General features: G+C 57.3%; 19 protein-coding genes. 10 read left to right on the forward strand and 9 right to left on the reverse strand.

Annotated elements, in window-relative coordinates:
* Positions 1–153 precede the first annotated feature (153 nt).
* The 3 genes from VG146_14895 to VG146_14905 form a co-directional block, all read right to left on the reverse strand.
* Complete coding sequence (locus tag VG146_14895) at positions 154–1,227, reverse strand: arabinan endo-1,5-alpha-L-arabinosidase (GenBank protein ID HEV2393637.1); 1,074 nt, start codon at positions 1,225–1,227, stop codon at positions 154–156.
* A 393-nt stretch (positions 1,228–1,620) separates the two neighbouring features.
* Positions 1,621–2,346 carry a class I SAM-dependent methyltransferase gene (locus VG146_14900; GenBank protein HEV2393638.1) on the reverse strand — a complete coding sequence of 242 codons (726 nt, stop codon included), beginning with the start codon at positions 2,344–2,346 and terminating at the stop codon, positions 1,621–1,623.
* 16 nt (positions 2,347–2,362) lie between these two features.
* The gene (locus VG146_14905) at positions 2,363–3,787 is read right to left on the reverse strand and encodes a hypothetical protein (GenBank protein HEV2393639.1); all 1,425 of its coding nucleotides are present in this window, start codon (positions 3,785–3,787) and stop codon (positions 2,363–2,365) included.
* A 144-nt stretch (positions 3,788–3,931) separates the two neighbouring features.
* Between VG146_14905 and VG146_14910 the strand changes: the two genes are divergently transcribed.
* The 4 genes from VG146_14910 to VG146_14925 all read left to right on the forward strand — a co-directional run bounded on the left by VG146_14910 (position 3,932) and on the right by VG146_14925 (position 7,541).
* A complete protein-coding gene (locus VG146_14910) occupies positions 3,932–4,576 on the forward strand; it encodes a corrinoid protein (protein ID HEV2393640.1) in 645 nt (214 codons plus the stop codon).
* Between the two features lie 17 nt (positions 4,577–4,593).
* Complete coding sequence (locus VG146_14915) at positions 4,594–5,514, forward strand: homocysteine S-methyltransferase family protein (GenBank protein ID HEV2393641.1); 921 nt, start codon at positions 4,594–4,596, stop codon at positions 5,512–5,514.
* A complete protein-coding gene (locus VG146_14920) occupies positions 5,511–6,527 on the forward strand; it encodes a uroporphyrinogen decarboxylase family protein (GenBank protein HEV2393642.1) in 1,017 nt (338 codons plus the stop codon). Before VG146_14915 ends, VG146_14920 begins: the two co-directional genes overlap by 4 nt.
* A gap of 294 nt (positions 6,528–6,821) precedes the next feature.
* Positions 6,822–7,541 carry a PEP-CTERM sorting domain-containing protein gene (locus VG146_14925; protein HEV2393643.1) on the forward strand — a complete coding sequence of 240 codons (720 nt, stop codon included), beginning with the start codon at positions 6,822–6,824 and terminating at the stop codon, positions 7,539–7,541.
* Here VG146_14925 and VG146_14930 read toward each other — a convergent pair.
* Together VG146_14930 and VG146_14935 are read right to left on the reverse strand one after the other, a co-directional pair.
* Positions 7,450–7,905: a response regulator gene (locus tag VG146_14930; protein ID HEV2393644.1), complete on the reverse strand. Its 456-nt coding sequence runs from the start codon at positions 7,903–7,905 to the stop codon at positions 7,450–7,452. The two genes, VG146_14925 and VG146_14930, sit on opposite strands and share 92 nt — an antisense overlap.
* A 658-nt stretch (positions 7,906–8,563) precedes the next feature.
* Positions 8,564–9,007 (reverse strand): hypothetical protein, encoded by a 444-nt coding sequence (locus VG146_14935; protein ID HEV2393645.1) that lies wholly within the window; start codon positions 9,005–9,007, stop codon positions 8,564–8,566.
* A gap of 155 nt (positions 9,008–9,162) precedes the next feature.
* On the opposite strand from VG146_14935, the gene VG146_14940 reads away from it, so the two are divergent.
* The 6 genes from VG146_14940 to gyrA all read left to right on the forward strand — a co-directional run bounded on the left by VG146_14940 (position 9,163) and on the right by gyrA (position 17,318).
* The gene (locus VG146_14940) at positions 9,163–10,068 is read left to right on the forward strand and encodes a mechanosensitive ion channel domain-containing protein (protein ID HEV2393646.1); all 906 of its coding nucleotides are present in this window, start codon (positions 9,163–9,165) and stop codon (positions 10,066–10,068) included.
* 13 nt (positions 10,069–10,081) lie between these two features.
* On the forward strand, positions 10,082–10,924 hold the full coding sequence (locus VG146_14945; protein HEV2393647.1) for an ABC transporter permease subunit: 843 nt from the start codon (positions 10,082–10,084) through the stop codon (positions 10,922–10,924).
* A 220-nt stretch (positions 10,925–11,144) separates the two neighbouring features.
* The gene (gene gyrB / locus VG146_14950) at positions 11,145–13,658 is read left to right on the forward strand and encodes a DNA topoisomerase (ATP-hydrolyzing) subunit B (GenBank protein ID HEV2393648.1); all 2,514 of its coding nucleotides are present in this window, start codon (positions 11,145–11,147) and stop codon (positions 13,656–13,658) included.
* Between the two features lie 52 nt (positions 13,659–13,710).
* On the forward strand, positions 13,711–14,289 hold the full coding sequence (locus tag VG146_14955; protein HEV2393649.1) for an AAA family ATPase: 579 nt from the start codon (positions 13,711–13,713) through the stop codon (positions 14,287–14,289).
* Positions 14,286–14,588: a hypothetical protein gene (locus VG146_14960; GenBank protein HEV2393650.1), complete on the forward strand. Its 303-nt coding sequence runs from the start codon at positions 14,286–14,288 to the stop codon at positions 14,586–14,588. The genes VG146_14955 and VG146_14960 overlap by 4 nt, the downstream gene beginning before the upstream one ends.
* A 57-nt stretch (positions 14,589–14,645) precedes the next feature.
* Positions 14,646–17,318 carry a DNA gyrase subunit A gene (gyrA, locus tag VG146_14965; protein ID HEV2393651.1) on the forward strand — a complete coding sequence of 891 codons (2,673 nt, stop codon included), beginning with the start codon at positions 14,646–14,648 and terminating at the stop codon, positions 17,316–17,318.
* A gap of 161 nt (positions 17,319–17,479) precedes the next feature.
* On the opposite strand, the gene VG146_14970 is transcribed toward gyrA, so the two are convergent.
* From VG146_14970 to VG146_14985, 4 genes are all read right to left on the reverse strand, one after another.
* Positions 17,480–18,001, reverse strand: coding sequence for a hypothetical protein (locus VG146_14970; GenBank protein ID HEV2393652.1), 522 nt, complete (start codon positions 17,999–18,001; stop codon positions 17,480–17,482).
* A 115-nt stretch (positions 18,002–18,116) separates the two neighbouring features.
* Positions 18,117–18,824 (reverse strand): pyridoxamine 5'-phosphate oxidase, encoded by a 708-nt coding sequence (gene pdxH / locus VG146_14975; protein HEV2393653.1) that lies wholly within the window; start codon positions 18,822–18,824, stop codon positions 18,117–18,119.
* A 237-nt stretch (positions 18,825–19,061) separates the two neighbouring features.
* Positions 19,062–19,655 (reverse strand): transcription termination/antitermination NusG family protein, encoded by a 594-nt coding sequence (locus VG146_14980; GenBank protein HEV2393654.1) that lies wholly within the window; start codon positions 19,653–19,655, stop codon positions 19,062–19,064.
* Positions 19,656–19,666: 11 nt separating this feature from the next.
* On the reverse strand, positions 19,667–21,301 hold the full coding sequence (locus VG146_14985) for a putative porin (protein ID HEV2393655.1): 1,635 nt from the start codon (positions 21,299–21,301) through the stop codon (positions 19,667–19,669).
* Positions 21,302–21,498 lie beyond the last annotated feature (197 nt).

Consider the following 21,498-nt stretch of genomic DNA (forward strand, 5'->3'; position numbering starts at 1 on the left):
CATGAAAAACCCCAAACTGGCAGAACTTAATCTCCGAAAGCCCGGTTCGTGCTAATTCGTGAAATTCGTGCCGTTTCCCCCTGCGTCCCCCGTATCTTTCTTCGTAAGTCGCATTTCTAGCCCCTGAATCACCGCACTGTTTTCCCAAAGGATTTACCTCGACGCAGGTTCGGCAAGGTTGGGAGGTTTGACATCAATCACCGTTGCCTCCGGCCATCCGTCCAGATTCCATCGCAAGGGCATGATCGCAAGGGTTGCTTTTCCATTCATCCGAAGGTCACCTTCGAAATCTGACGTGAACCAAGTCCTGCCTTCCGCAAGCAGCGTTCCCGCATGGCCCGGTCCGATCAACGGCCCGTTGGTAGTGGCCAAAAACACGCTGCCCCCGCCGTGTAACATGTCCACACCGGCTTTGTCAAGATACGGCCCGGTGACCTTCGTGCTCCGACCGATCCGGATGTTGTAAGTGCTCCTGGGGCCCTGACAGCAAGAACCCCAGTTCACAAAAAGATAGTAGTAGCCATCATGCTTGCACAGATAAGACGCCTCGATTGATTCATTGTAGGCCAGTGAATATATCTCCGAATCCGGCGCGATGCGTTTGCCGGTCTTGGGATCGAGCTGAATCAGCTTGATGCCGCTCCAATAGGAACCAAACGTCAACCACAGGCTGCTGTCGGTGTCACGAAATACAGTTGGATCGATCGCATTGTAGTTGTCACCCTCCCGCGTCCGCACCACGACACCTTCATCAGTCCACTGATACGCCGGGTCGTTTGGGTCTAAGGTGGCATTCGTGGCCAGCCCGATGGCCGAGGTCATTTTTCCCATCGAGGAAACGGCATAATAGAGCAGATACCGGTCGCCGACTTTCATGATGTCCGGCGCCCAATAGGACATGTGGCGGTTTTCGGGAACCGTGTTGGCGATCCATTCCGGCGCCGTTTTGAATACCGCAGGCCCGCGTTCCCATTTCACCAAATCCTTGGAATGATAAGACGGCACGCCGCGCCCGGTGTAAAAGACCCAATATTCACCCTTGCACTTTACGATGTCGGAAGGATCGCGCGTGACAATTCCCCGGCTCGCGGATTCTTCCAGGGGCAGGGCGGCCATGGATTCTGCCGGCGGCTGTTCGGCTGCGCCGGTTTGCGCATTTGCCGTCGATGAAAGAGCCAAGGCTGCGATAAATGTCCTTAGTAGATGGATATTTCGGCTGAATTTCATTGGCGTCAGTGTGAACGAATCCGGACTGAATTCAAGACAGTGTAAATTCGCATCGAGAATTCGCAGCAGGAGGGTCACGACTTGGCTATGCTTGTACGCCGCCCTCGCGGAGACTCCTGACTCGTTCGTCCAATCGTGAATTCGAGCTGCTTTGCGGATGCAGGTTGTTGCCCGCTGTTGGACGCGGAGCGCCTGCCCGACGACATTGACTTTCGCGACGTGGTGGACGAGATGCCCTTCTTGCAGCTATTCAGGAGGCAGAGGGCGACATTGAGCAGGGCCGACTGATTTCGAATGAGGAAATGAAATCGCGGATCGGCCAGTCAACTCCAAAACGGCGTCGTGCTTTGTTTGCGGCTGCACTCCAAAATGTGAGGCCGCGTTCGCCGGTTCCTATTTCACCGCCGAGTACTCGCTTAGTATGCCAAAACGGCTATCCCGTTTTACCTCTCTGAATCCTGCTCGACGCAAAGTTTCCAGGATCAGCTCGGGGCGCACGCAAGCTTCGATCGTTTCCCAGTAATACTTCACCAGGTCCTGTGCGGCTTGGCTTCCGGTGAAAATCCGAGTGAGCCAGGGGTATAAAGAGTTGAAGTAGGTCTTCAACAGGGCGGCGCCAAGCCGGTTGGACGGCTTGGTAATTTCGAGCAGCAGCACCTTGCCCCCGCTCGCCAGCACCCGGTGGTATTCCTGAAAGGCCTGATCCAGGCTGGTCACGTGCCTCAGCGCGTAACCCATCGTCAGAAAATCGAACGACCCGTCCGGCAACGGAATCTCTTCCGCCCGCCCCTGGAGGAAGCGCGCGTTGAGTTTGCGTTTTGCCACTGAAAGCATACCGCTGCTCGGGTCCAGACAGGTAATGCTCTGCGCGGTGCCCAGGAGCCTGGCTGCTTCGACCGCCACAAGGCCCGTGCCGCAACCGACATCCAGCAGCCGTTGGCCGGGGCGCAAACCTTGCCGCCCCAACGCCCACCGGCGGTAACTGCTGCCGCTCCTGAGGAAACCCCAGGACACAATGCCATCGTAATATTGCGCGCCGCGATCAAAGAGCTGGTTTACGAAATCGGGCTTCTGCTCGGCGGCCTCAAATCGGGTTCTTATTACGGGGTGTGGAAGCATACTGGAGTTTGCGCGGTCATGCGCTGCCGGTGAGTTCTTTGAGATCGGCGCGAACGGTTTGATAGGTGGTCGAGTAGGCCAGGACCGCCGGGTCGGGCTCGATACCCCAGCGCTGGCAGGCGGCCCGGTAAAGGTCCGGCCACCAATTGCGATGTTCAGTCAGGCCCTGGCGGCGCCAGGTTTCCCAATCCATCAAGACCCGGGACCAGCACTGGTCACCGTAGCGGACGGCTTGTTGTGGGTCCTTGAATTCCTTGAGATACCAATCGCGTCCGATGCGCGCATGAAGGACTTCATCGGCCCAATCGTAATCCTGGAACAGGGCGGCCAAAGGATTTTGGGAGGCTCGCCCCACTTCCCACTCGAAACGCTTGCCATTTTTGGGCATCAATCCCTGCTCGATAAAGTACAGCACCGCGTGGCGTTCAATGGGTTTGAGCTGGGTATTGAGGGCCAAGGACCAGGTATAGTTCACCATGACTTTTTGGGGCCACTCAATTCCGAGGTTGGCAAAACCGACCTCACCCATCATGGCGTGGCGGGCCTCGTCCCAGAGCTGGCGGGTCATGTCGCGGTAATAGTCCCAAGGCTTGCTCTTGGTCTCTGTGATAATGCTGGCCATCATCTCGGGCACATCGATCTCGCGCAGCCGCTTGTAAAACATCATCAGCGTTTTGGGCTGCGGCGGGAACTTTTCGTCATAAAGGAAGACTTCGGCGTTGACGCCCATGTTGTAGGGGTCAGGAAAACGTTCATCGCGTTTGGGCACCCCCTCGTAACGATACGGAACGGCGGAATGCCGGCGCGCTACAGCCTGGCCGCTGGGCTTGGCCGTTCCATCCAGTCCACCTGCCGCATCGAGGCACGTGTCCAGCAATCCCAGCCATTCTTTCATTTGTTCACGCCCCGAGGCATCCACCAGCGCCTCGCCGCACTGAGCCCCAAATTGAAGCATATCGGCGATATCCATCAAAGCAATGCGGCACACCCTGGCGCTGGGCTGATCGGCGAGCGGATTGGTGTCCTGGAGATGCTGTTCGAGCGCCTGTTGAAGCGCAGGCAACGCTTTCTCATACAACCCGGCCAGAAGCTCGCCTGTCGTGGGGGCCCCCAGAATTTCATCCCAAAAAATTTCGAGGTTTGCATCCGGGACAGCCTCGAGCCCGAGCGGGGGTTCGCGCATTTCACCGACCCGCTGGCGCAAGGCGGTGACGTGCTCGGCGCACAAATGCCCATGATAACTGAAACCCATCTTGAGCTCATAGAGCGGCTCGGCCGTGATGCGCGCGATGAAGATTCCGTGCAGCCGCTTGAAAGCGTAATGGTACCGTTTCAGCCGGCGGACGCATTCCTCGACGGCAAGGCCCGGTTTCATGGCTTTTTGCAGAGTGGCAATCCCGGCGAGGGTCGGCAGAGAACGATGCGGCTGGTGGGCGCTCATAACTTACTTTTGGGGCAACTTACCATTTTTTGCCATGGCCGCAGCAGAAAAGTTCGCGCCCGTTCACCACGGCAATGTTTGCTTTCCAAACCTGCGCAGGTTATAAATGGGTGGTCGCTGCAACCGCCGACCCGAATTGCTCCTATGCCCGAACTGAACCAACTCCAAGAGGCTATCATCAATGGGGACGCCCTGCTGGCTCGAGGCGCCGCCGAACAAGCCCTGGCCCAGGGAATCGACCCGCTCAAGCTTGTGAACGAACAGATGGTGCCCGCCATGGACGAGGTGGGACGCCGGTTCGAGTGCAGCGAATATTTTGTGCCGGAGCTGCTCATCTCGGCGCGGGCGATGAAAGCCGCCCTGGAACTGATCCGCCCGCTGCTGGCCGCCCGAGGCGAGCAACCGGTGGGGCGCGTCGCCATTGGAACTGTCCGAGGTGACTTGCACGACATCGGCAAGAACCTCGTGGCCTCGCTGCTGGAAGGAGGCGGGTTCGAGGTGATTGATCTCGGCGTCAATGTGCCGCCCGAGAAATTCATCGAGACGATCAAGGAGAAGCACGCCAATATCATCGCCATGTCCGCCTTGCTGACGACTACCATGCCGGCGATGAAAACAACCATCGAAGCCCTCGAACGCGCCGGGGTGCGCCAGCAGGTGAAGGTCTTTGTGGGAGGCGCGCCGCTGACGGAGAAATTTGCTCACGAAATCGGCGCCGATGGCTACTCTGAAAATGCCGTGGGCGCGGTGGCATTGGCCAAAAGGGCCGTCGCGGCGCCTCAGGCCTAGGCAGGTTTTACCGCTTGATGCATTCGCTTTTTCAAAAGCTCCTCGCTTCCGGCCCGGTCCTGACCGATGGCGCCTGGGGCACCGAGTTGCAGTGTCGGGGCCTGGGTTTGGGTGAGTTTCCCGACACCTGGAACGTGACGCATCCGGAGCAGGTGGGGGAAGTGGCTCGCGCTTATGTTGCGGCCGGAAGCCAGGTTATCCTCACCAACACCTTTGGCGCAAACCGGCTTAGGCTCGCCGAACAGAACGCCCCTTTTGATGTGCAACAGATCAATCGGCGCGGGGTGGAGATTTCGCGCATGGCAGCCAGCGAGCGCGCCTTGGTTTTTGCCTCGATTGGCCCCAGCGGCAAACTGCTCGTCACTGGTGATATCGACCCTGGCGAATTGCAAAGCGCCTTTGCCGAACAAGCACAAGCCCTTGCCGAAGCGGGCGCTGACGCATTGCTGGTCGAGAGCTTGTCCGACCTCGAAGAGGCGTCCGTCGCCGTGCGCGCGGCCAAAGAGACGGGTCTCCCGGTGGTTGCCTCGATGGTATTCAACAGCGGCAAGGACAAAACCCGTACGATCATGGGCCAAACTCCTGAGCAGGCTGCGCGCGCGCTTGGAGGAGCCGGCGCCGATGCCCTCGGCGCCAACTGCGGCCAGGGCATCAGCGGGTTCATCCCCGTTTGCCGCCAATTGCGCGCGGCCAGCCCGCTCCCAATCTGGATTAAACCCAACGCAGGTCTGCCGCGGCTTAGCGATGGCAGGGCGCATTACGATACATCGCCTGCTGAATTCGCCGCTTTTGTCCCGGCCCTGCTCGAGGCGGGCGCGAATTTTATCGGGGGTTGCTGCGGCACACGACCCGATTTTATTGCGGCAATGAAAGATGTCCTGGCAAAAACCCGGCGCGCTGAGGGGCGCCTGGCATCGCCAACTTACAGTCATCTATGACCTCTCGCGAACGAGTCCTGGCGCACTTGGCCGGCCAGCCAGTCGATCACCTGCCTCTGATGCCCATCACCATGATGTTCGCCGCAAACCTTATCGGCGCGCGTTACCGCGATTATTGCACCGACTACCGTTTGCTGGTCGAAGGCCAAATCCGCACCGCCGAAACTTTTGGTTTCGATTATGTCAATACGATGTCGGACCCGGCTCGAGAGGCGGCCGATTGCGGGGCTACGGTGGAATACTTCGACAATCAGCCGGTAGCGATTATTGAAGACCAGGCGCTCCTGGCCGACAAAGCCAAGTTAGCTTCGCTCAACGTACCTGACCCGTACGCTGGCGGGCGCATGCACAACGCCCTTAAGGCCCTGGCGCTTTTAAAAGAAAAAGCCGGCGCCGAAAAGATCGTCGAAGGCTGGGTGGAAGGGCCCATTGCCGAAGCGGCGGATTTGCGCGGCATCAACACGGTGATGATGGATTTCTTTGATGACCCCTCGTTCGTGCGCGACCTGTTTGCTTTCGTTGTGGAAATGGAACTCCGGTTTGCCCGCGCTCAAATCGAGGCTGGGGCGGACGTAATTGGCGTGGGGGATGCCGCCGCCTCGCTGGTGGGACCGCAGATATACAACGAATTCGTATGGCCCTATGAGAAGAAGTTGGTGGATGGCATCCACGCGCTGGGAGCCAAAGTCCGGATGCATATCTGCGGCAACACGCGCCCGATTCTCGAAGGGCTCGGCAGGTTGCAATGTGAAATCGTCGATTTGGATTCTCTGGCGCCCCTCTCCGAGGCCCGGCGAAAGATGGGTCCCGAGCAGGTGCTGCTGGGAAACCTCAACCCGGTGGCTGTCTTGCGAAATAGCCGTGCGCGGGACGTCACCGCCGCCGTGGCCGATTGTCACCAGCAAGCCGGCCCCCGTTTTATTGTTGGCGCCGGTTGTGAAGTGCCGCGCGACACCACATCGGAAAACCTCCGCGCCATGTGCGATTACGCCCTCAACCATTCACCGATTTGACGCAGTACAGCGGTGAGCGCGCCCGCCCCGGGCGCTCCCTCGGTGCCGCCGTTTCTGAAACGACCAGTCCTCGCGCGGGTCCGAAGTGCGCTGGTTATTCTCGAAGGTGGGAATTTGGCCGCTGAGAGAGAGCCGGAGGCAATAAAGTCCCTGCGTGTGGGCAGGAAGAGTTAATGGGCCATATAATCAGATATAATACTTAGCTTATGGAGGTTGCCATGCTTTAGCTAATGTCACATAATAAAGCCAAGCGACGGACTCGAAGCTCAGGGTCTGGCGCTCGGAAAGGACCCTATGAAAACGAAAGCCCTGCTGTTGATGGCCGGTGTGGGATCTCTGGCCGGTTCCCTGGCCGCCCAACCTCTGCTGTTTGATTTTGATAACGCTCCGCTGCACTCCTCCCTGCCGCTCAGCCTCACTTTGGCCGGTGTCACCGCCCAGTTCTCTGCAACGGGCCAGGGGTTCTCCATTCAACAGGCAAACAGTCTTGGGTTCACGCCGACAGGTTTTTCAGGGTATTGCATTTATCCCAACAGCGTGTTTGCCTCTGACCTACAGGTGAGTTTTTCCCAGGCGCTGAGCGGTTTCTCAATCCTCTATGCGCCAGAGGAGTATGCTTGCGATTCCTCGGCGCAACTGAGGGTAACGGCCTATGTGGACAGCGCCTTCGTGGGAACAAGCGTTATGACCGCAGACCCTCCCGGCACGTGGCCTTCGGCGACCTTGTCCATCAGCGCTCCCCAGGGATTTAACAGCGTTGTGGTTCATTATGACGCCGCGCCGCCAACCGGAGGAGACTGGGGTCCCATCTTTATGGCCGACAATATGAGCGTGACCCCTGTGCCTGAACCCTCATCTCTGGCGGGTTTGGGGCTCGGCCTGGGCATCTTTTTCGGCTTCCGGCACGGTCAGCGCTGTCGGTTCATTGGGGGATATGGATTTCCGGAGGCAAGTTGTGGCGTAGCAGTTCCAGCAGGTCCCCGTAAAGGGGTTGCTTTTGAACGTAACCGGTAGCCCCCAAAGACTGGGCGCGCTGCTTTTCGCCAGGTCTCTCAGAACCGGTCAAAATGAAGATCGGGAGATTCTTCATTTGCTTCTGGCGGCGCGCCCAGGCAAGCACGTCCAATCCGCTGCCCTGGGCGAGCCTGGCATCCAGAAGCACCGCAACGGGAAAGGGGTACTCTTCGCGATTGGAGAACGGCCCCTCGCCCCTCAGCCAGGCAATAGCTTGCTCGACATCCTGGACACGGAAGAAAGCCACCGGAAGCCGCGCCAACTCCGCGGCTGTGCGCAGAAGAAACGCATCGTCAGGATTGTCCTCGAGATGAAGAATGGCGTGGGCGCTCACGGGATTGATTTCAATCGGATAATCTAACATTGGCTCCTCGCATTCAATGGGTTGTCCACCCCAGGAAAAAGCGGCTGTTTTGTTCCACAGTCACGCGCTGTCTGGCACCGCCCCTGGGCTGCGGGGAAAAAAGGCGACCCGCTTCAAAACGGGCCGCCTCAACCACCCCAATACTAACCCCGCTTCAAATTGGCACTGCTCCGTAGAATTACCAATAGGGTGATGACCCAGAAAATAAAGTAGGCAAGGGACCCAGCTATTCCATCCTCATTCCTCGCGCCGCCTCCATGTCCGGGGGGCTAATGACAGAATCGGAGCAACGAGCCGCCATTCCTGAGTGTAGGAGACGACGTAAGGAGTCTCTGATCAGCAACTTCCGGGTGAACCAAAGGCGGCCTGGCCAATCTTGATCAGAGACTCCTTACGTCTCCTATAAAGGTTTGGAACTGACCTTGTCATTGGCGCTGCCTCCACGTCTTCGCTCTTACTCTTACTCTTGCTCCTGCTCTTGCTCCCACTCGGCTCCGACGGGGACGTTACGGGCGCTAACTGGCGCTCCTCGTAAACGGCCTTCGGGTGCCTCCTCTATGCGGCCTCTGCGGCCCTGCGTTCCGCCTGCGCGGGCGCTGCACCGGCCGGGCGGCTCGGCGAACCGGCCCCCTACCAACGCTCCATGCTCCCACGCTTTCTACCCGCCCGGCTTATCCCGGCGCACCACGATGAACCACGCGCTTTTCCGTTCGTCACCCCCAATGAAGGTCATCGCCTGGCCACGCGGGCAAATCGTCCGCTCCATGACTGTTCCCTTATGATAGGCCGCCACCGTTCGCGTCTTCGGGTCGGTGAGGTTTATTTCGACCTCCCGCTCGGTGTTCAGACGGACTCGAGCCGAGTTGCCGGGAGCCACTTCGACCCGGCGCGAGGCGACCTCCCAGTAATGCTTCCACTTGAAAACGGCATGGAATTTTTTGGCCAGAGCTGGTCCTATGCGTTTGCATCCGGGCATAGGGCTCTGGTCCGAATCGACGCCACGAATTAATTGAACGTAATAAGTCGTGGGGCCTGCCCTGGTCTCGGACGCCTGGAGCGGGCCGAGCGCCAGCATCAACAATAAAATCAAATGGCCTTTCATCGGAGCATTTGGTCTCTGAGATTCAGACGTGCCAGGGGCCGTTTTATTTGAAAAATCGGCGGGAACTTCAAATCTCTCGCCTGCGGTATTGATCCTTGCCGCAAATTGTGCGCGTAATGGCAGAGCAGAAAAAGTCGTTATTTCAAAAAAGTCGCATGAAAGAAGTGATTGCCGCCTGGAAAGGCATCCTGGATTTTCCGCTCATTAAGGCAGGGGGGATTCAGTTCACGGTGGGCCATGTCATCGAATTGGCCTTGCTCCTGGCGTTGGTTTTCATCGCCGAAGTCATTTTGCGGCGCATCTTTCTCACTCGCCTTCTGGGGCGGACCCGGCTGCGGCCCTCGGTTCAATTCGCCGTCCGCCAGGTGGTCCGTTACACGTTTCTGGCCTTTGGAATCTATCTGTCTCTGGGCGCAATTGGCATCAACCTGAGTTCACTGGCCTTCATGGCCAGCGCCTTAGCCGTTGGCGTGGGATTCGGGCTTCAAAACATCGTGAGTAATTTTGTCAGCGGGCTTATCATCCTGGCTGAGCAACCGATTGCCATCGGGGACCGGGTTGATGTCAACGGCGCAGTGGGGCGGGTAACGGAAATCAACTTGCGCAGCACCACAGTCATCACCAACGACAACATTTGCATTATCGTTCCCAATTCCAACCTGATTACCGGCACTGTCATCAACTGGAGCCACGGGGACCCCAAGGTGCGGACCCGGTTGCCGGTGGGCGTGGCGTATGGAACGGACATCGAGAAACTGCGGGGCCTGCTGCTGGACGTGGCGGCCCAGAATCCGGACATCCTGAAGACACCGGAACCCGAACTGCTGTTTGTTGGCTATGGCGACAGTTCGATTAATTTCGAACTGGCTGTGTGGAACACCATCACCCTGGACAAGCCATTGCGCTTTAAAAGCGCCCTCTATTTCGCGATGCACAGGGCTCTTGAGGCGAACCAAATAGAGATTCCCTTTCCGCAGCGCGATCTGCATCTCCGGTCAGGGAGCCTGATATTGCAAAACGGCACAGTCAGCGTAGTGCCCCTTTCGCCCAAACGGCTTTAGAGCCTAATCACCCGTGTTCGTTCACCATCTCCATAACGAACTTTATAAGCTGTTCGGCAAAAAGCGCACCTACATTGGGTTTGGCGCATTCCTGGTCGCCCAAAACGCAATCCTGATTGCCTTTCATTTCACCCGCTGGCAAAGCGACGTGGAACGCATGCTCGCCGGCAACGGCTATTTGGCGCGCGATTACATCTCGGCGCTGACCGTTGCCCTGATCATGCTCATTCCCCAAATCCTGCTGCTCATGCCGTTGTATGCGTCCCTGGTCGGGGGCGACCTCGTGGCCAAGGAAGCCGAGGACGGCACCCTGCGGATGATTCTCTCCCGGCCCATCTCGCGGTTCAGGCTGCTTTTTGTGAAATGGCTGGCCGGCGTTATCTTCGCTGCGGTCCTGGTGCTTGTCTTGGGAGCCACAGCATTGGGGTTTGCACGGCTCTGGTTTCCCTGGCGCGGCATGTTCGTATTATCAGTGTGGCCCGAATCGATCTTTAACCTGGTAACTGCGGGTGAAGGCTTGAAACTTTACATCTATGCGCAGTTGCTGATGACCCTCAACGCCTCGGTGGTAGTGGGGCTGGCTTTCATGTTTTCGTGTTTCAATATGAAACCAGCCGCCGCCACGATCCTCGCCCTTTCCTTCCTATTCATCAATCTTGTGATGGAGCACATCCCCTTCTTCGAGCGCTACGAAGAATGGTTTCTCCCATACCACTTTCGGGCTTGGCTCCTGACCTTTGCCGAGCCCATTCCCTGGCCACGCGTTTTGGGCTCGCTCTGCATCCTGCTGGCCTTCAATTTGACCACATTTCTGGTGGGGGTAGCCGCCTTCCAGGCCCGCGATATTAAATCCTAAAACTGATTGATTTTCGGTGGGAAAAAAGTAGATTATGCGGAGCGCAGAGACCCCCGAAAAAGCCCCAAGCTGTAGGATTTAGACCAGGTCAGTTCCACAACTAATTGTGGTTTTGGCGCTTCGAACAAACCCAGATTTGGAGTTGTGTTTGGAAGCCTTTTTTCCTACAATCCCTGCATGGTGACCCGGTGGCAGTTTCCGCCTTTTTCGAATGCTTTTTATGCCTGAGGAACACGTTTTGGATGCAACTGAGAACATAAAACCAACCCCTGACGCAGGGGAGAAATATGATGCGTCAAAGATCGATAAGCTCGAGGGGTTGGAGGCGGTGCGCAAACGACCGGGGATGTATATCGGTGACCCGGATGAGCGCGGTTTGCATCATTGCGTCTTTGAGGTGCTCGACAATTCCATCGACGAACACCTGGCCGGCTTTTGCAGCAAGATTGAAGTGACCGTTCACGTTGATGGGTCGGTTTCCATTCGCGACAATGGCCGCGGCATCCCCGTCGATATGCACCCGAAATGGAACATGCCGGCGGTCGAGTTGGTGCTGACGAATCTGCATGCCGGCGGGAAATTCGGCCAGGGCGCCTACAAGTACTCGGGTGGGTTGCACGGAGTCGGGGCCAAATGCGTAAACGCCCTCTCGGACTGGTTCAAGGTTGAGGTCTCGCGCGATGGCAAGGTGTATGCCATGCAGTTTGAGCGCGGGGTCACCACCGAGAAGCTCAAGATCATTGGCAAATCCAGAGGCACAGGCACCCTCGTCACCTTCAAGCCTGACCCGACGATTTTCACCATCACGACCGAGTTTAAGTTCGAGTTGCTGGCCAACCGGTTGCGCGAGTTGGCGTTCCTGAACCCTGGAATTGAGATCGTCCTGGCCGATGAGCGGACCGAAAAGAATGAGAAGTTCATTTATCGCGACGGCATCGAGGAATTTGTCAAACAGCTTGGCCGCAACAAGCAAGTCCTGCATCCCAAGCCGATTGTTATCAGCCGGCAAAAGGACGAGGTCTTCGTCGATTGCGTCATGCAGTATAACGACAGCTACAACGACCAAATCCTTTGTTTTGCCAATTCCATTCCGAACCCGGACGGCGGCACGCACCTGACTGGGTTCCGTTCGGCGCTGACCCGGGCCATCAACCAATACGCAAAACAGAACGAGTTGCTCAAAGAAAAGGACCCTGCCATTTCCGGTGATGACGTGCGCGAGGGTTTAGTCTGTGTGTTGAGCATTAAGCTGCCCAATCCCCGGTTCGAGTCCCAAACCAAGGTCAAACTCGTCAATACCGAAATCGACGGGCTGGTCTCCTCGGTTATTTACGACGGCTTGATGACCCTCTTCGACGCCAACCCGTCGGTGGCCAAAAAGGTCATTGAAAAAGGGCTCCTTGCCGCGCGCGCAAGAGAGGCTGCGCGCAAAGCGCGCGAGACTGTCCGCAAAGGGGCGCTCACTGGCGGGGGGCTGCCGGGCAAACTGGCCGATTGCTCCGACCGCGACCCTGCCAATACCGAGCTTTACATCGTTGAGGGCGATTCCGCCGGCGGCTCGGCCAAACAAGGCCGGGATCGGAAATTTCAGGCCATCCTGCCGATTCGCGGCAAACTGATTAATGTCGAGAAGGCCCGCTTGGACAAAGTCCTGCAGAATAATGAAATCCGGACGATGATTACCGCTGTGGGCACGGGAATTGGCGACGGCGATAGCGAAGGGGCGTTCAACCTCCAGAAGCTGCGCTATCACAAAATCATTATCATGACCGATGCCGACGTGGACGGTTCCCACATCCGCACGCTGTTGCTGACTTTTTTCTACCGGCAAATGCCCGAGCTGGTTCGGCGTGGCTACGTTTATATTGCTCAGCCGCCCTTGTACCAAATTGCGCGCAAAAAGCGGGTCGAGTATGTCGAAGATGACGCGCAGCTAAACCGGATTTTGATTCAGCTTGGAACCGAGGAAGTCCGCTTGCGCAACGTCGAGGATGCGAAGCAGCTTTCCGAAAAACAACTGAGCGAAATCCTGGAGTTGCTCGAGGCATTGGACAAATACGCCAATGGTTTGCGGCGCAAAGGCGGGGATTTTGCTGTGTACTTGGAACATCGTCACCCCCAGAGCCATGAGTTGCCTGAGCACCTGGTAAAGATTCGCCAGGGAAATGAAGAGAGCGTCCGCTATTTCCATGATAACGAAGAACTGGCGGTCTTTGCGGAGGAAAACCCGGACCTGGACCTGGGCCTTTCGGGGGAGAAAGAGAGCGACACCACACTGATCGAAAAAGCCAAGAATGGCACGACTCGCCGAGCCCTGCACGAAGAACTTTACGAGAGCCATGCGATCCAGGAGTTGCTTGAAAAGCTCGCTCGCAAGGGTTTCAAGGTCGAGCACTATTCCGCCCAGGACAAACCCCTCTTCGAGATTATCGAGGGCGAAGGCGACAAGGAGCAGGTCAAGCCGCTGTTTTCCATCCCGGAAATCCTTTCGAGCATCAAAGAAGTCGGCCGGCGCGGGTTGCAGATTAAGCGCTTCAAAGGCCTGGGCGAGATGAACCCCAAAGAACTCTTTGAAACCACGATGAACCCTGTCCGGCGCAAGCTGCTGCGAATCGACCTGGCTGATGCGGTCGAGGCCGAAGAGATGTTTACCAAGCTGATGGGCGAAGAGGTCGAGCCGCGCCGCCAGTTCATCGAGGACAATGCCTTGAACGTGCGCAACCTGGATGTGTGAATAAGCGGAATGGGATTTTGCTTGATGTTGTGACAAGGGCTGAAGGGTACCGATGCCAATCCTTTATATCATTGCTGGGCCGAATGGCGTTGGCAAAACGACGTTTGCAGATCGCTACCTGCCCGATGAGGCCAAACAACTGGAATTTGTGAATGTGGATTTAATAGCGCGCGGGTTATCGCCATACGACCCGGACTCAGTTGCCATTGAGGCAGGCAAAATCGCCCTGAGAAGAATCCGCGAACTCATCGAGCAGCGCGCCGGGTTCACCTGGGAGACGACCCTGAGCGGAAAAACCGCTGTGACCTGGCTGCGGCAGGCGCGCCAGGTGGGTTATGAGCTGAAGGCGTATTTTCTTTGGGTGCGCGACCTTGAAATCGCGATGCAGCGAGTGCGCCAACGGGTGACAGAGGGCGGCCACAACATTCGAGAAGAAGTATCTCGCCGGCGGTTTATGAAAGCCATCCAGAACTTTTTTGATGTTTATCGGCCGCTCCTGCATAGCTGGAAGCTTCTCGAAAATGACGCGTCCGGGCCCCGCTTGCTCGCAGTAGAGAAGTCGGGCCGGCTCGTGGTTCGAGATCGGTTAAGGTTTGAATCTATCTGCCGCGCAGCCGACCTTCATTTATGACGAGTCGAATTGAGCCTTGGGATGAGTCCTTTCTAGACCTCGAAGATTATCAGGTTGAACGAGCGGCGACTAACGCTGCTCTCGATGCAATCTATCGCGCGCGCCGTTACGGCACCGACTACGTGATTTGGGAGAACGACCGCGTCACGGCCCTTAAGCCCGATCAGACCGAGCCGTATGAAAAGCAACTGCTCGCCGACCTCGACCGTCTCAACCGCAAGATAGCGGAATTGCAGGCGCAACAGCCGAATGCTCTAGCATTGAACGAGCGCCCGAATCGCCGGCCCCCAAAACCATAAAGCGCAACGCCAACACTCCAGCATTCCCATACCGCAGTCTTTCACTTTTGATTTTCTATGCCTGAAGAGAACACTCCACCCGAACAGGGAAGCAACGACATCCAGTCGAGCAGCGTCCCTGCATTTGCCGCTAACGAGAAGATAGCCAACGTCAATGTCGCCGACGAAATCAAGAACTCGTTTCTGGATTACTCGATGTCGGTCATCATTTCGCGAGCGCTGCCCGATGTGCGCGATGGGCTCAAACCGTCGCAGCGCCGCATCCTTTATGCGATGCACGAACTGGGCCTTTACCCGCCCAGAAAGCATATGAAGTGCGCCAAGATATGCGGCGACACATCGGGCAACTATCACCCCCATGGAGAAGCGGTGATTTATCCCACCCTGGTTCACATGGCCCAACCCTGGGCCATGCGCGAGCGGTTGATCGATCCACAAGGCAATTTCGGTTCGGTTGAAGGCGACCCACCGGCGGCCATGCGTTACACCGAGGCCCGCTTATCACCGCTGGGCGGCACGCTCATGCAGGACATGGAAAAGGACACCGTCGATTTTGTCCCGAACTATGATGAGCGCCTCACTGAGCCGACCGTTTTCCCCGCAGCGTTTCCCAATCTGCTGGTCAACGGCGGCACCGGCATTGCCGTTGGCATGGCCACCAACATCCCGCCGCACAATTTGGGTGAGATTATCGATGGCATCTGCGCTCAGATTGATAATCCTAACATCACCCTGAGGGAACTGATGAAGCATGTCAAAGGACCCGATTTTCCCACCGGTTGCATGATTTGCGGGCTGGAGGGCATCGGCCATTACTTTAAGAGCGGGCGCGGGGCAATCAAGGTCCGAGGCAGAGTCGGCATCGAAGAACTCAAAGGTGGCAAAGAGCAGATCATTATTACCGAAATCCCGTTCAATGTGAACCGGGCAGTGCTGGTCGAGCGCATCGCGGCGTTGGTGAATGACAAAATCATAACGGACATCACGGGTGTGCGGGATGAGTCGGACGAAAACACCCGGGTGGTTATCGAAATCCGGCGCGATGCGATTCCCAAGGTGGTCATCAACAACCTCTACAAACACACGGCGTTGGAATCGAGCTTTGCGGTCAATGCATTAGCCATCGACAACGGGCGGCCCAAAACCCTCGGCCTTAAAGAGCTTCTCAATGCCTATATCGAGCATCGCCGGGATGTTATCGTGCGGCGGACCCGTTTCGAGCTGCGCAAAGCCGAGGAGCGGGCCGAAACGCTCGATGGTTACCTCATCGCCCTGGCCAACCTGGATGAGTTCATTCGCATCATTCGCCATTCCGCAACACGCGAGGAGGCCAAAATCAAATTGCTCGCCTTCGACTTCACGCGGGCGCAAGTCGAGGCCTTTGGGGTTTTGATCCGCAGCGAAGCGCGCCTGAGCAGCGGGCGCTACTCCTTCAGTGAGGCCCAGGCGGTTGCCATTCTGGAATTGCGCCTCTACCAGTTGACCGGGCTGGAAATTGACAAGGTCAAAGCCGAGTATCGGGACCTGCTGGAACGCATTAAGGACCTGTTGGACATCCTTTCTAAAGAGGCCCGCGTGCTGGCTATAATAAAAAGCGAGCTGCTGGCCATTAAAGAAAAGTATGCCACGCCGCGCCTGACTGAGCTGGTATTTGATGAAGGCGAAATGGCCATCGAGGATTTGATCGCTAACGAAGGGGTCATCATTACGCTGACCCATGGCGGCCTGATTAAGCGCACCAATATCAGCTCCTATCGCTCCCAGCGCCGCGGCGGCAAGGGGGTCATCGGCATGGCCACACGCGAAGGGCCTGCGGACGAGGACAAGGATTTCATCGAGCATCTGTTCACCGCCAGCACCCACGATTATCTCATGTTCTTTACCAACATGGGCCGCGCCTATGTCGAGCGGGTCCATGAGATTCCGGACATGGGGCGCGCCTCCAAAGGCCGGAGCATCGCCAATTTGCTCGAACTCAAGCAGGGGGAGACCATTGCCGCGCTAATCCGCATCGAGGCCAAGTCCGGCCCCAACAAGGAAGACACCACCTGGGGGCAGGAAGGGTTCCTGTTTTTTGCGACGCAGCATGGAACAGTCAAAAAGACGCCGCTGGGCGACTTTGGCAACGTGCGGAAGGGGGGCATCATCGCCATTGGGATTGATCCGGGGGATACGCTCATCGATGTGAAGCTCACCTCCGGCGCCGACCAGGTCGTGCTCATCACGCGCGGCGGGATGAGCATCCGCTTTTCCGAGGAAGACGTTCGTTCGATGGGCCGTCCGGCCGCCGGGGTGCGCGGGATCAATCTGGAAAAAGGCGACGCGGTCGTGGCCCTGGCCATCGTGGTGCGCGATGCCACGCTGCTCGTGGCCGGCGAAAACGGAATCGGGAAGCGGACGCCCTTCGATATGGTCCTGGAGGATGGGACTACGGAGCCGGTTTACCGCCTGCAGTCCCGAGGCGGCAGGGGCATTATTACCATGAAAACAACCGAAAAAACCGGCGGAGTAGTCGGCGCATTGACGGTCCGGGAGGAGAGCGAGATCATGCTCATTACGACCGCCGGTCAAATGGTGCGCACATTTGTAAAGGACATCCGCCAAACTGGCCGGGTGACACAGGGAGTAAAGCTCATCGAACTGGGGGCAAGCGACAAGCTGCAGGCCATTGCGCCGGTCATCAGCGAGCAGCAGGAGGACGCCGCCGCCGAGCAACCTTCCGCCAAATAGCGGGGGTTTTGGGACTTGGCGCCGCAAGTTCATTTAAATGCGCACATGGAAAAATGTGGAAAAATGAGGGTGATGACAAGAGTTTCCAACCTGCTGCTCTCACACCTTTGCCGGAAACTTTTCAAAAGCCCAACCGGCGAGAGATTTTGGCCGGGCACCCCTTACCTCATCAAGTGCGGTGGGGCCACAGCCTGATGCAGAATCTCATCCAGAACGCTCGTGACCTGCTGGGCCCGGGCGCAGCAGGACTCAGGCGATTCAGGCAACGGGTCGGTGATGCTTTGGGGGACCTGCGTCAGGTAGTCCATGCCGGCCAGATGCGCCACTTTCCGTAAATAAAGGTGGCTGGGGCTTTCCTCGCCGCTCTCCCCGGACGTAAGTAATCCGACGAGCATCCCTTCCCGTTTGCCTCTGCGGTGAAGCCAGCGCTCCGTCCAGGCGCACACGTGGCGGGGCAGTTCTTTATCGCTCCGGGTTGCAAAGACGACTACGTCCGCCTCGGCGATCTTGTTGGCCGACTGCTCCGAAGGGGCAGATTCGTTGAGGAGGTCGAACGACCACCAGCTCACGTCGAGGCCAAGCCGGCTCCAGAACTTAGCAACCAAATGATCGCAGAAAGCCACCGCGCGTTCCCGCGTTTCTTTATCTTCGTAAACGACCACTATCGACGGTGTTGCTCTCATATCTCAACTTCTCCCCGTTACCTGCCGGCATCGAGCGATGTGCCCGACCTTCTTCAGGCATTAAGAACATCCGCCCCTCAGAGCGGGAAAGCAACTAAAAAGCATCAAAAAAACTTTACGGAGCGAGCCGCTCGATGAGCCAGACGCCATCCGCCTGCCGGGAGTAACGAAACCGGTCATGCAGCCGATTGGGACGGCCCTGCCAGAATTCCAAACGGCCTGGAACCAGCAAATAACCTCCCCAATGCGGTGGCCGCGGCACCTCCGCCCCGGGGTGCTCCCGCTCGATTGCCTGCCATTTCCTTTCGAGCTCCGCGCGGTCCCCAATGACCTCGCTCTGATTGGAAGCCCAGGCAGCGATGCGGCTCCCACGCGGACGGCTGTTAAAATAACCATCCGACTCGCTGGCAGGGAGTTTGGCGACCTTTCCGGACACGGTAACCTGCCGTTCTAACTCGGGCCAATAAAACGCCAGCGCCGCATTGGGATTTTCGGCCAGTTCCTGACCCTTGCGGCTATTATAGTTGGTGAAGAAAACAAACCCGCGCTCATCCACGCCTTTGAGCAGGACAACCCGTGCCGAAGGCCGGCCATCCTTGTCGGCGGTGGCCAATGTCATCGCATTCACATCTACCTGTTCCGTGCCGCTGATGAGCATCACTGATTTGTACAAACGGATGAGAAACTTCAGCACCCGTCCGCTCGTCTGCTGGCCTGTAGCCTGTTCAAACCACCTTTTGAACTGGGTAATAGCATCCGGGTCCAGGTCCCGCCGCCGCAGGCCCGCCAGATTGTATTCTCTTCGAATATCCGATATGCCCATGAATCGCCCCGGAGGTTACAATGACTGAATCGGGGCTGTCGATGATCTCTGGACATGCGGAAAGAGGAAAGAGGAACAGAAGGAAACGGGGGTTTTTGAAGCACTTTTGTGGGCAACGGAGGCACAAACGGCGCCTCACCATTCAGTGACCAGCCACAAGGGAAACAGGAAAAAGCGGAAAGCGGAAACGGGGAAACGGAGTGATGGAGTATTACGTTTTTATTTAGCCTTTAGCCTTCAGCCTTTAGCCTTTTCCCCTATAGCTCTAAGCCGATGGAATCCTTCCTCCGGAACCACCTGATCGGCAGGTAATTCCACGCTCGTTTGGCGCCCTAAAAAATCCAGGAGAACCGCAACGCGCTGGCCGTTGGACATGACTTTTGAGATTACCGCTTGCAGGCCGCCGAGCGCGCCCGTTGATATCTCGACGGCATCGCCCGGCTGGACGCGCGTGGGCATCACACGGATTTCCTCGAGCCCCATCGCCTCGCGAAGTTCCTCAATTGCGGCTTCCGGAATGGTCGGCCAGCGCAGACCGAAATGGACCACCCCGCGCACCCCTCTGGCGCCTTGAATTCGCCGCAGCGACGCCGCGAGGTCAAAGCGGGCAAAAAGGTAATTCGGAAACAGAGCTTCTGTTACCCAGGAAAGACCCGTCCGCCTCTTCCTCCGGTAGCGGATTCGGGGCAGGAACACATCGATACCGGCGTCGTGGCGCAGTTGGGCGGCGGCGATGTGCTCGCGCTTGGGATGCGTGCGGACGCAAAACCAAGCGCCCCCGCAGGTTTGTGCGGTTGTGGTGTGCGTCGATTTAGCGGGTTGGTGGGGCATCCATATACGACTTAAAACCTGAGTGTCAGGTCCAATTGTATCAGGTTGTAACGCGAGATAGGGTTGACCTGGGGAATATCCTGGTTGCTGCCGCCGGTGCCGAGCTTGTCGTTGATCCGTGTGGCATAGCCGTAGCGGATAGTGCCGATGACGTTGTCGGTTAGACTATATGCGACGGCGGTGTAAAAACCTTCGAGGTTGCCGCGTCCTTCAAAGAAGTCCGAGTCGAGCAGGTTGGGGTCCAAGGCGTATTGTTCGACGTGTTGGTAGTAAGCTCTGACTTCCCAATTATGTTTTTTGGAGGAGGTTCCATAGACCAGGCCCTGCATCGGCCCATAGACATGCCCGGCGTTGCCGACGCCGAGGCCGACTTGGTAGGCCTTCACATCGTTGCGCTGGGGGGAGAAGGATTTAACTGAGACCGGAGCAATCGAATTCTGAAAAGACAGATAACTGGCATAGCCAGCGGCGGCTTCCTCAGCACGCTGAGCGCCTTCGAGGTTGTAGGCAAAATCGCCGAACAATCGCCCGTTCAGCTTCCAGATCGGGAAATTGACCTCGGCCGGAATCTCCAGGATGAGCAGGTGGTTGAGGCCGACCTGGTTGTTGGGGAACCCAAGGCTCTCGTTGCCCAGGAGCGTATTCGAGGTCCCGTAACCGCTGGCGCCATTGATCGGGTTGGCGGAGGAGTTACCGGTGAAAGCGCCCTCGCCAACGAAGGGATCGCCGAAAAACGGAGAGACGTTGGTTTGCATGCCAACATATTGATAAATGGCGGCGGCCATTTTTGCAGTGACGTCTTTGGGGAAGTGGTAGGTCATGCCCGCCTCATATGCGAGTTGGAAAATCGGGGTAGTCCGCTGCCCCAGGAAGCCATTAAACCCATACCCAGGCGAGGCGTAGGTTGGATTGGTGTCCTGGTAAAGGAATTGACCAAAGGTCGCGAAGAAATCGGCCTCGCCAATGGTATATTTAAACTGTTCCGCTGCTCCTTCCGGGTTGAGATCTGAGTCCCAGACCATTGGGGTGGTATAAAGCGGATTGGGCATCCTGCCCAAAGTAATATCAAACCAGTTTCCAGGCCGCCACCCGAGATAAACCTGGCCCAGGTAAATAATCGAAGTCGATTTTCCGTAGGGACCCTGATAAGGAACGCCGCTGCTGGAGGTGCCCATGGTCACCCACGGCGAGCGCGGGTTGGCGGCCGTTTCGAGCCTCAGTCCGTAATAAAAATCATCGAAGGCTTCGCCGCGCAATCCCACGCGCAGGGCGAAGCGGGCGCGGTCGAGTTCGAGCCGGCTGTCGTCCGGCGCGGTGGCTTTGCGGTACTCATAGCGAATGCGGGCGTCGCCAAACAATTCGATATTCTTGATGGCGTTGCTGATTTTCCATTTGGACGCCATCGACGGCATGGCGTTCGCAAACTCGTTGGTTCGGATGGCCTCCGCCTCGGCTTTGGCCTTTTGGACCTCGTCCTGAGTAACGATGCCCTTTTGCAGCAGTAAATTCAGGATGGGATCGGAAGGATCGGCGCATTTTCCTGTTGTGGCGGCCAGCCCCAGATACACACTGAAGAACAATCCAATCAGACGGCCAGAGAATGGCCTAAACAGCGCCTCCTGAAGGCATTTTTGAGTATGGTTCATTCTGGATTGGCTCGGCATCCGGCGCACGCTAAGAAGGCAATGTGACTATTAAATGTCGCGAATGTTACGTTCCTGTTACCTGTTTAACGCAGACGCGGAATTCCTCTCTTTTTTCCGCGTATTTCGCGTATTCCGCGGTTCAAAACCCCCTGTCTTTCCGCATGATTCTGCCCTCCCCTGATTCTGCCTCCCCTTTT

The organism is Verrucomicrobiia bacterium (assembly GCA_035946615.1).
In the GTDB taxonomy this organism is placed as follows: domain Bacteria; phylum Verrucomicrobiota; class Verrucomicrobiia; order Limisphaerales; family UBA8199; genus DASYZB01.

Coding starts and splice junctions, on each gene's coding strand:
- VG146_14970 (HEV2393652.1), bottom strand. CDS start 18,001: ATGAGAGCAACACCGTCGATAGTGGTCGTTTACGAAGATAAAGAAACG.
- VG146_14960 (HEV2393650.1), top strand. CDS start 14,286: ATGACGAGTCGAATTGAGCCTTGGGATGAGTCCTTTCTAGACCTCGAA.
- VG146_14895 (HEV2393637.1), bottom strand. CDS start 1,227: ATGAAATTCAGCCGAAATATCCATCTACTAAGGACATTTATCGCAGCC.
- VG146_14935 (HEV2393645.1), bottom strand. CDS start 9,007: ATGAAAGGCCATTTGATTTTATTGTTGATGCTGGCGCTCGGCCCGCTC.
- gyrA (HEV2393651.1), top strand. CDS start 14,646: ATGCCTGAAGAGAACACTCCACCCGAACAGGGAAGCAACGACATCCAG.
- gyrB (HEV2393648.1), top strand. CDS start 11,145: ATGCCTGAGGAACACGTTTTGGATGCAACTGAGAACATAAAACCAACC.
- VG146_14910 (HEV2393640.1), top strand. CDS start 3,932: ATGCCCGAACTGAACCAACTCCAAGAGGCTATCATCAATGGGGACGCC.
- VG146_14915 (HEV2393641.1), top strand. CDS start 4,594: ATGCATTCGCTTTTTCAAAAGCTCCTCGCTTCCGGCCCGGTCCTGACC.
- VG146_14900 (HEV2393638.1), bottom strand. CDS start 2,346: ATGCTTCCACACCCCGTAATAAGAACCCGATTTGAGGCCGCCGAGCAG.
- VG146_14920 (HEV2393642.1), top strand. CDS start 5,511: ATGACCTCTCGCGAACGAGTCCTGGCGCACTTGGCCGGCCAGCCAGTC.
- VG146_14925 (HEV2393643.1), top strand. CDS start 6,822: ATGAAAACGAAAGCCCTGCTGTTGATGGCCGGTGTGGGATCTCTGGCC.
- VG146_14905 (HEV2393639.1), bottom strand. CDS start 3,787: ATGAGCGCCCACCAGCCGCATCGTTCTCTGCCGACCCTCGCCGGGATT.
- pdxH (HEV2393653.1), bottom strand. CDS start 18,824: ATGGGCATATCGGATATTCGAAGAGAATACAATCTGGCGGGCCTGCGG.
- VG146_14940 (HEV2393646.1), top strand. CDS start 9,163: ATGAAAGAAGTGATTGCCGCCTGGAAAGGCATCCTGGATTTTCCGCTC.
- VG146_14985 (HEV2393655.1), bottom strand. CDS start 21,301: ATGAACCATACTCAAAAATGCCTTCAGGAGGCGCTGTTTAGGCCATTC.
- VG146_14955 (HEV2393649.1), top strand. CDS start 13,711: ATGCCAATCCTTTATATCATTGCTGGGCCGAATGGCGTTGGCAAAACG.
- VG146_14980 (HEV2393654.1), bottom strand. CDS start 19,655: ATGCCCCACCAACCCGCTAAATCGACGCACACCACAACCGCACAAACC.
- VG146_14930 (HEV2393644.1), bottom strand. CDS start 7,905: ATGTTAGATTATCCGATTGAAATCAATCCCGTGAGCGCCCACGCCATT.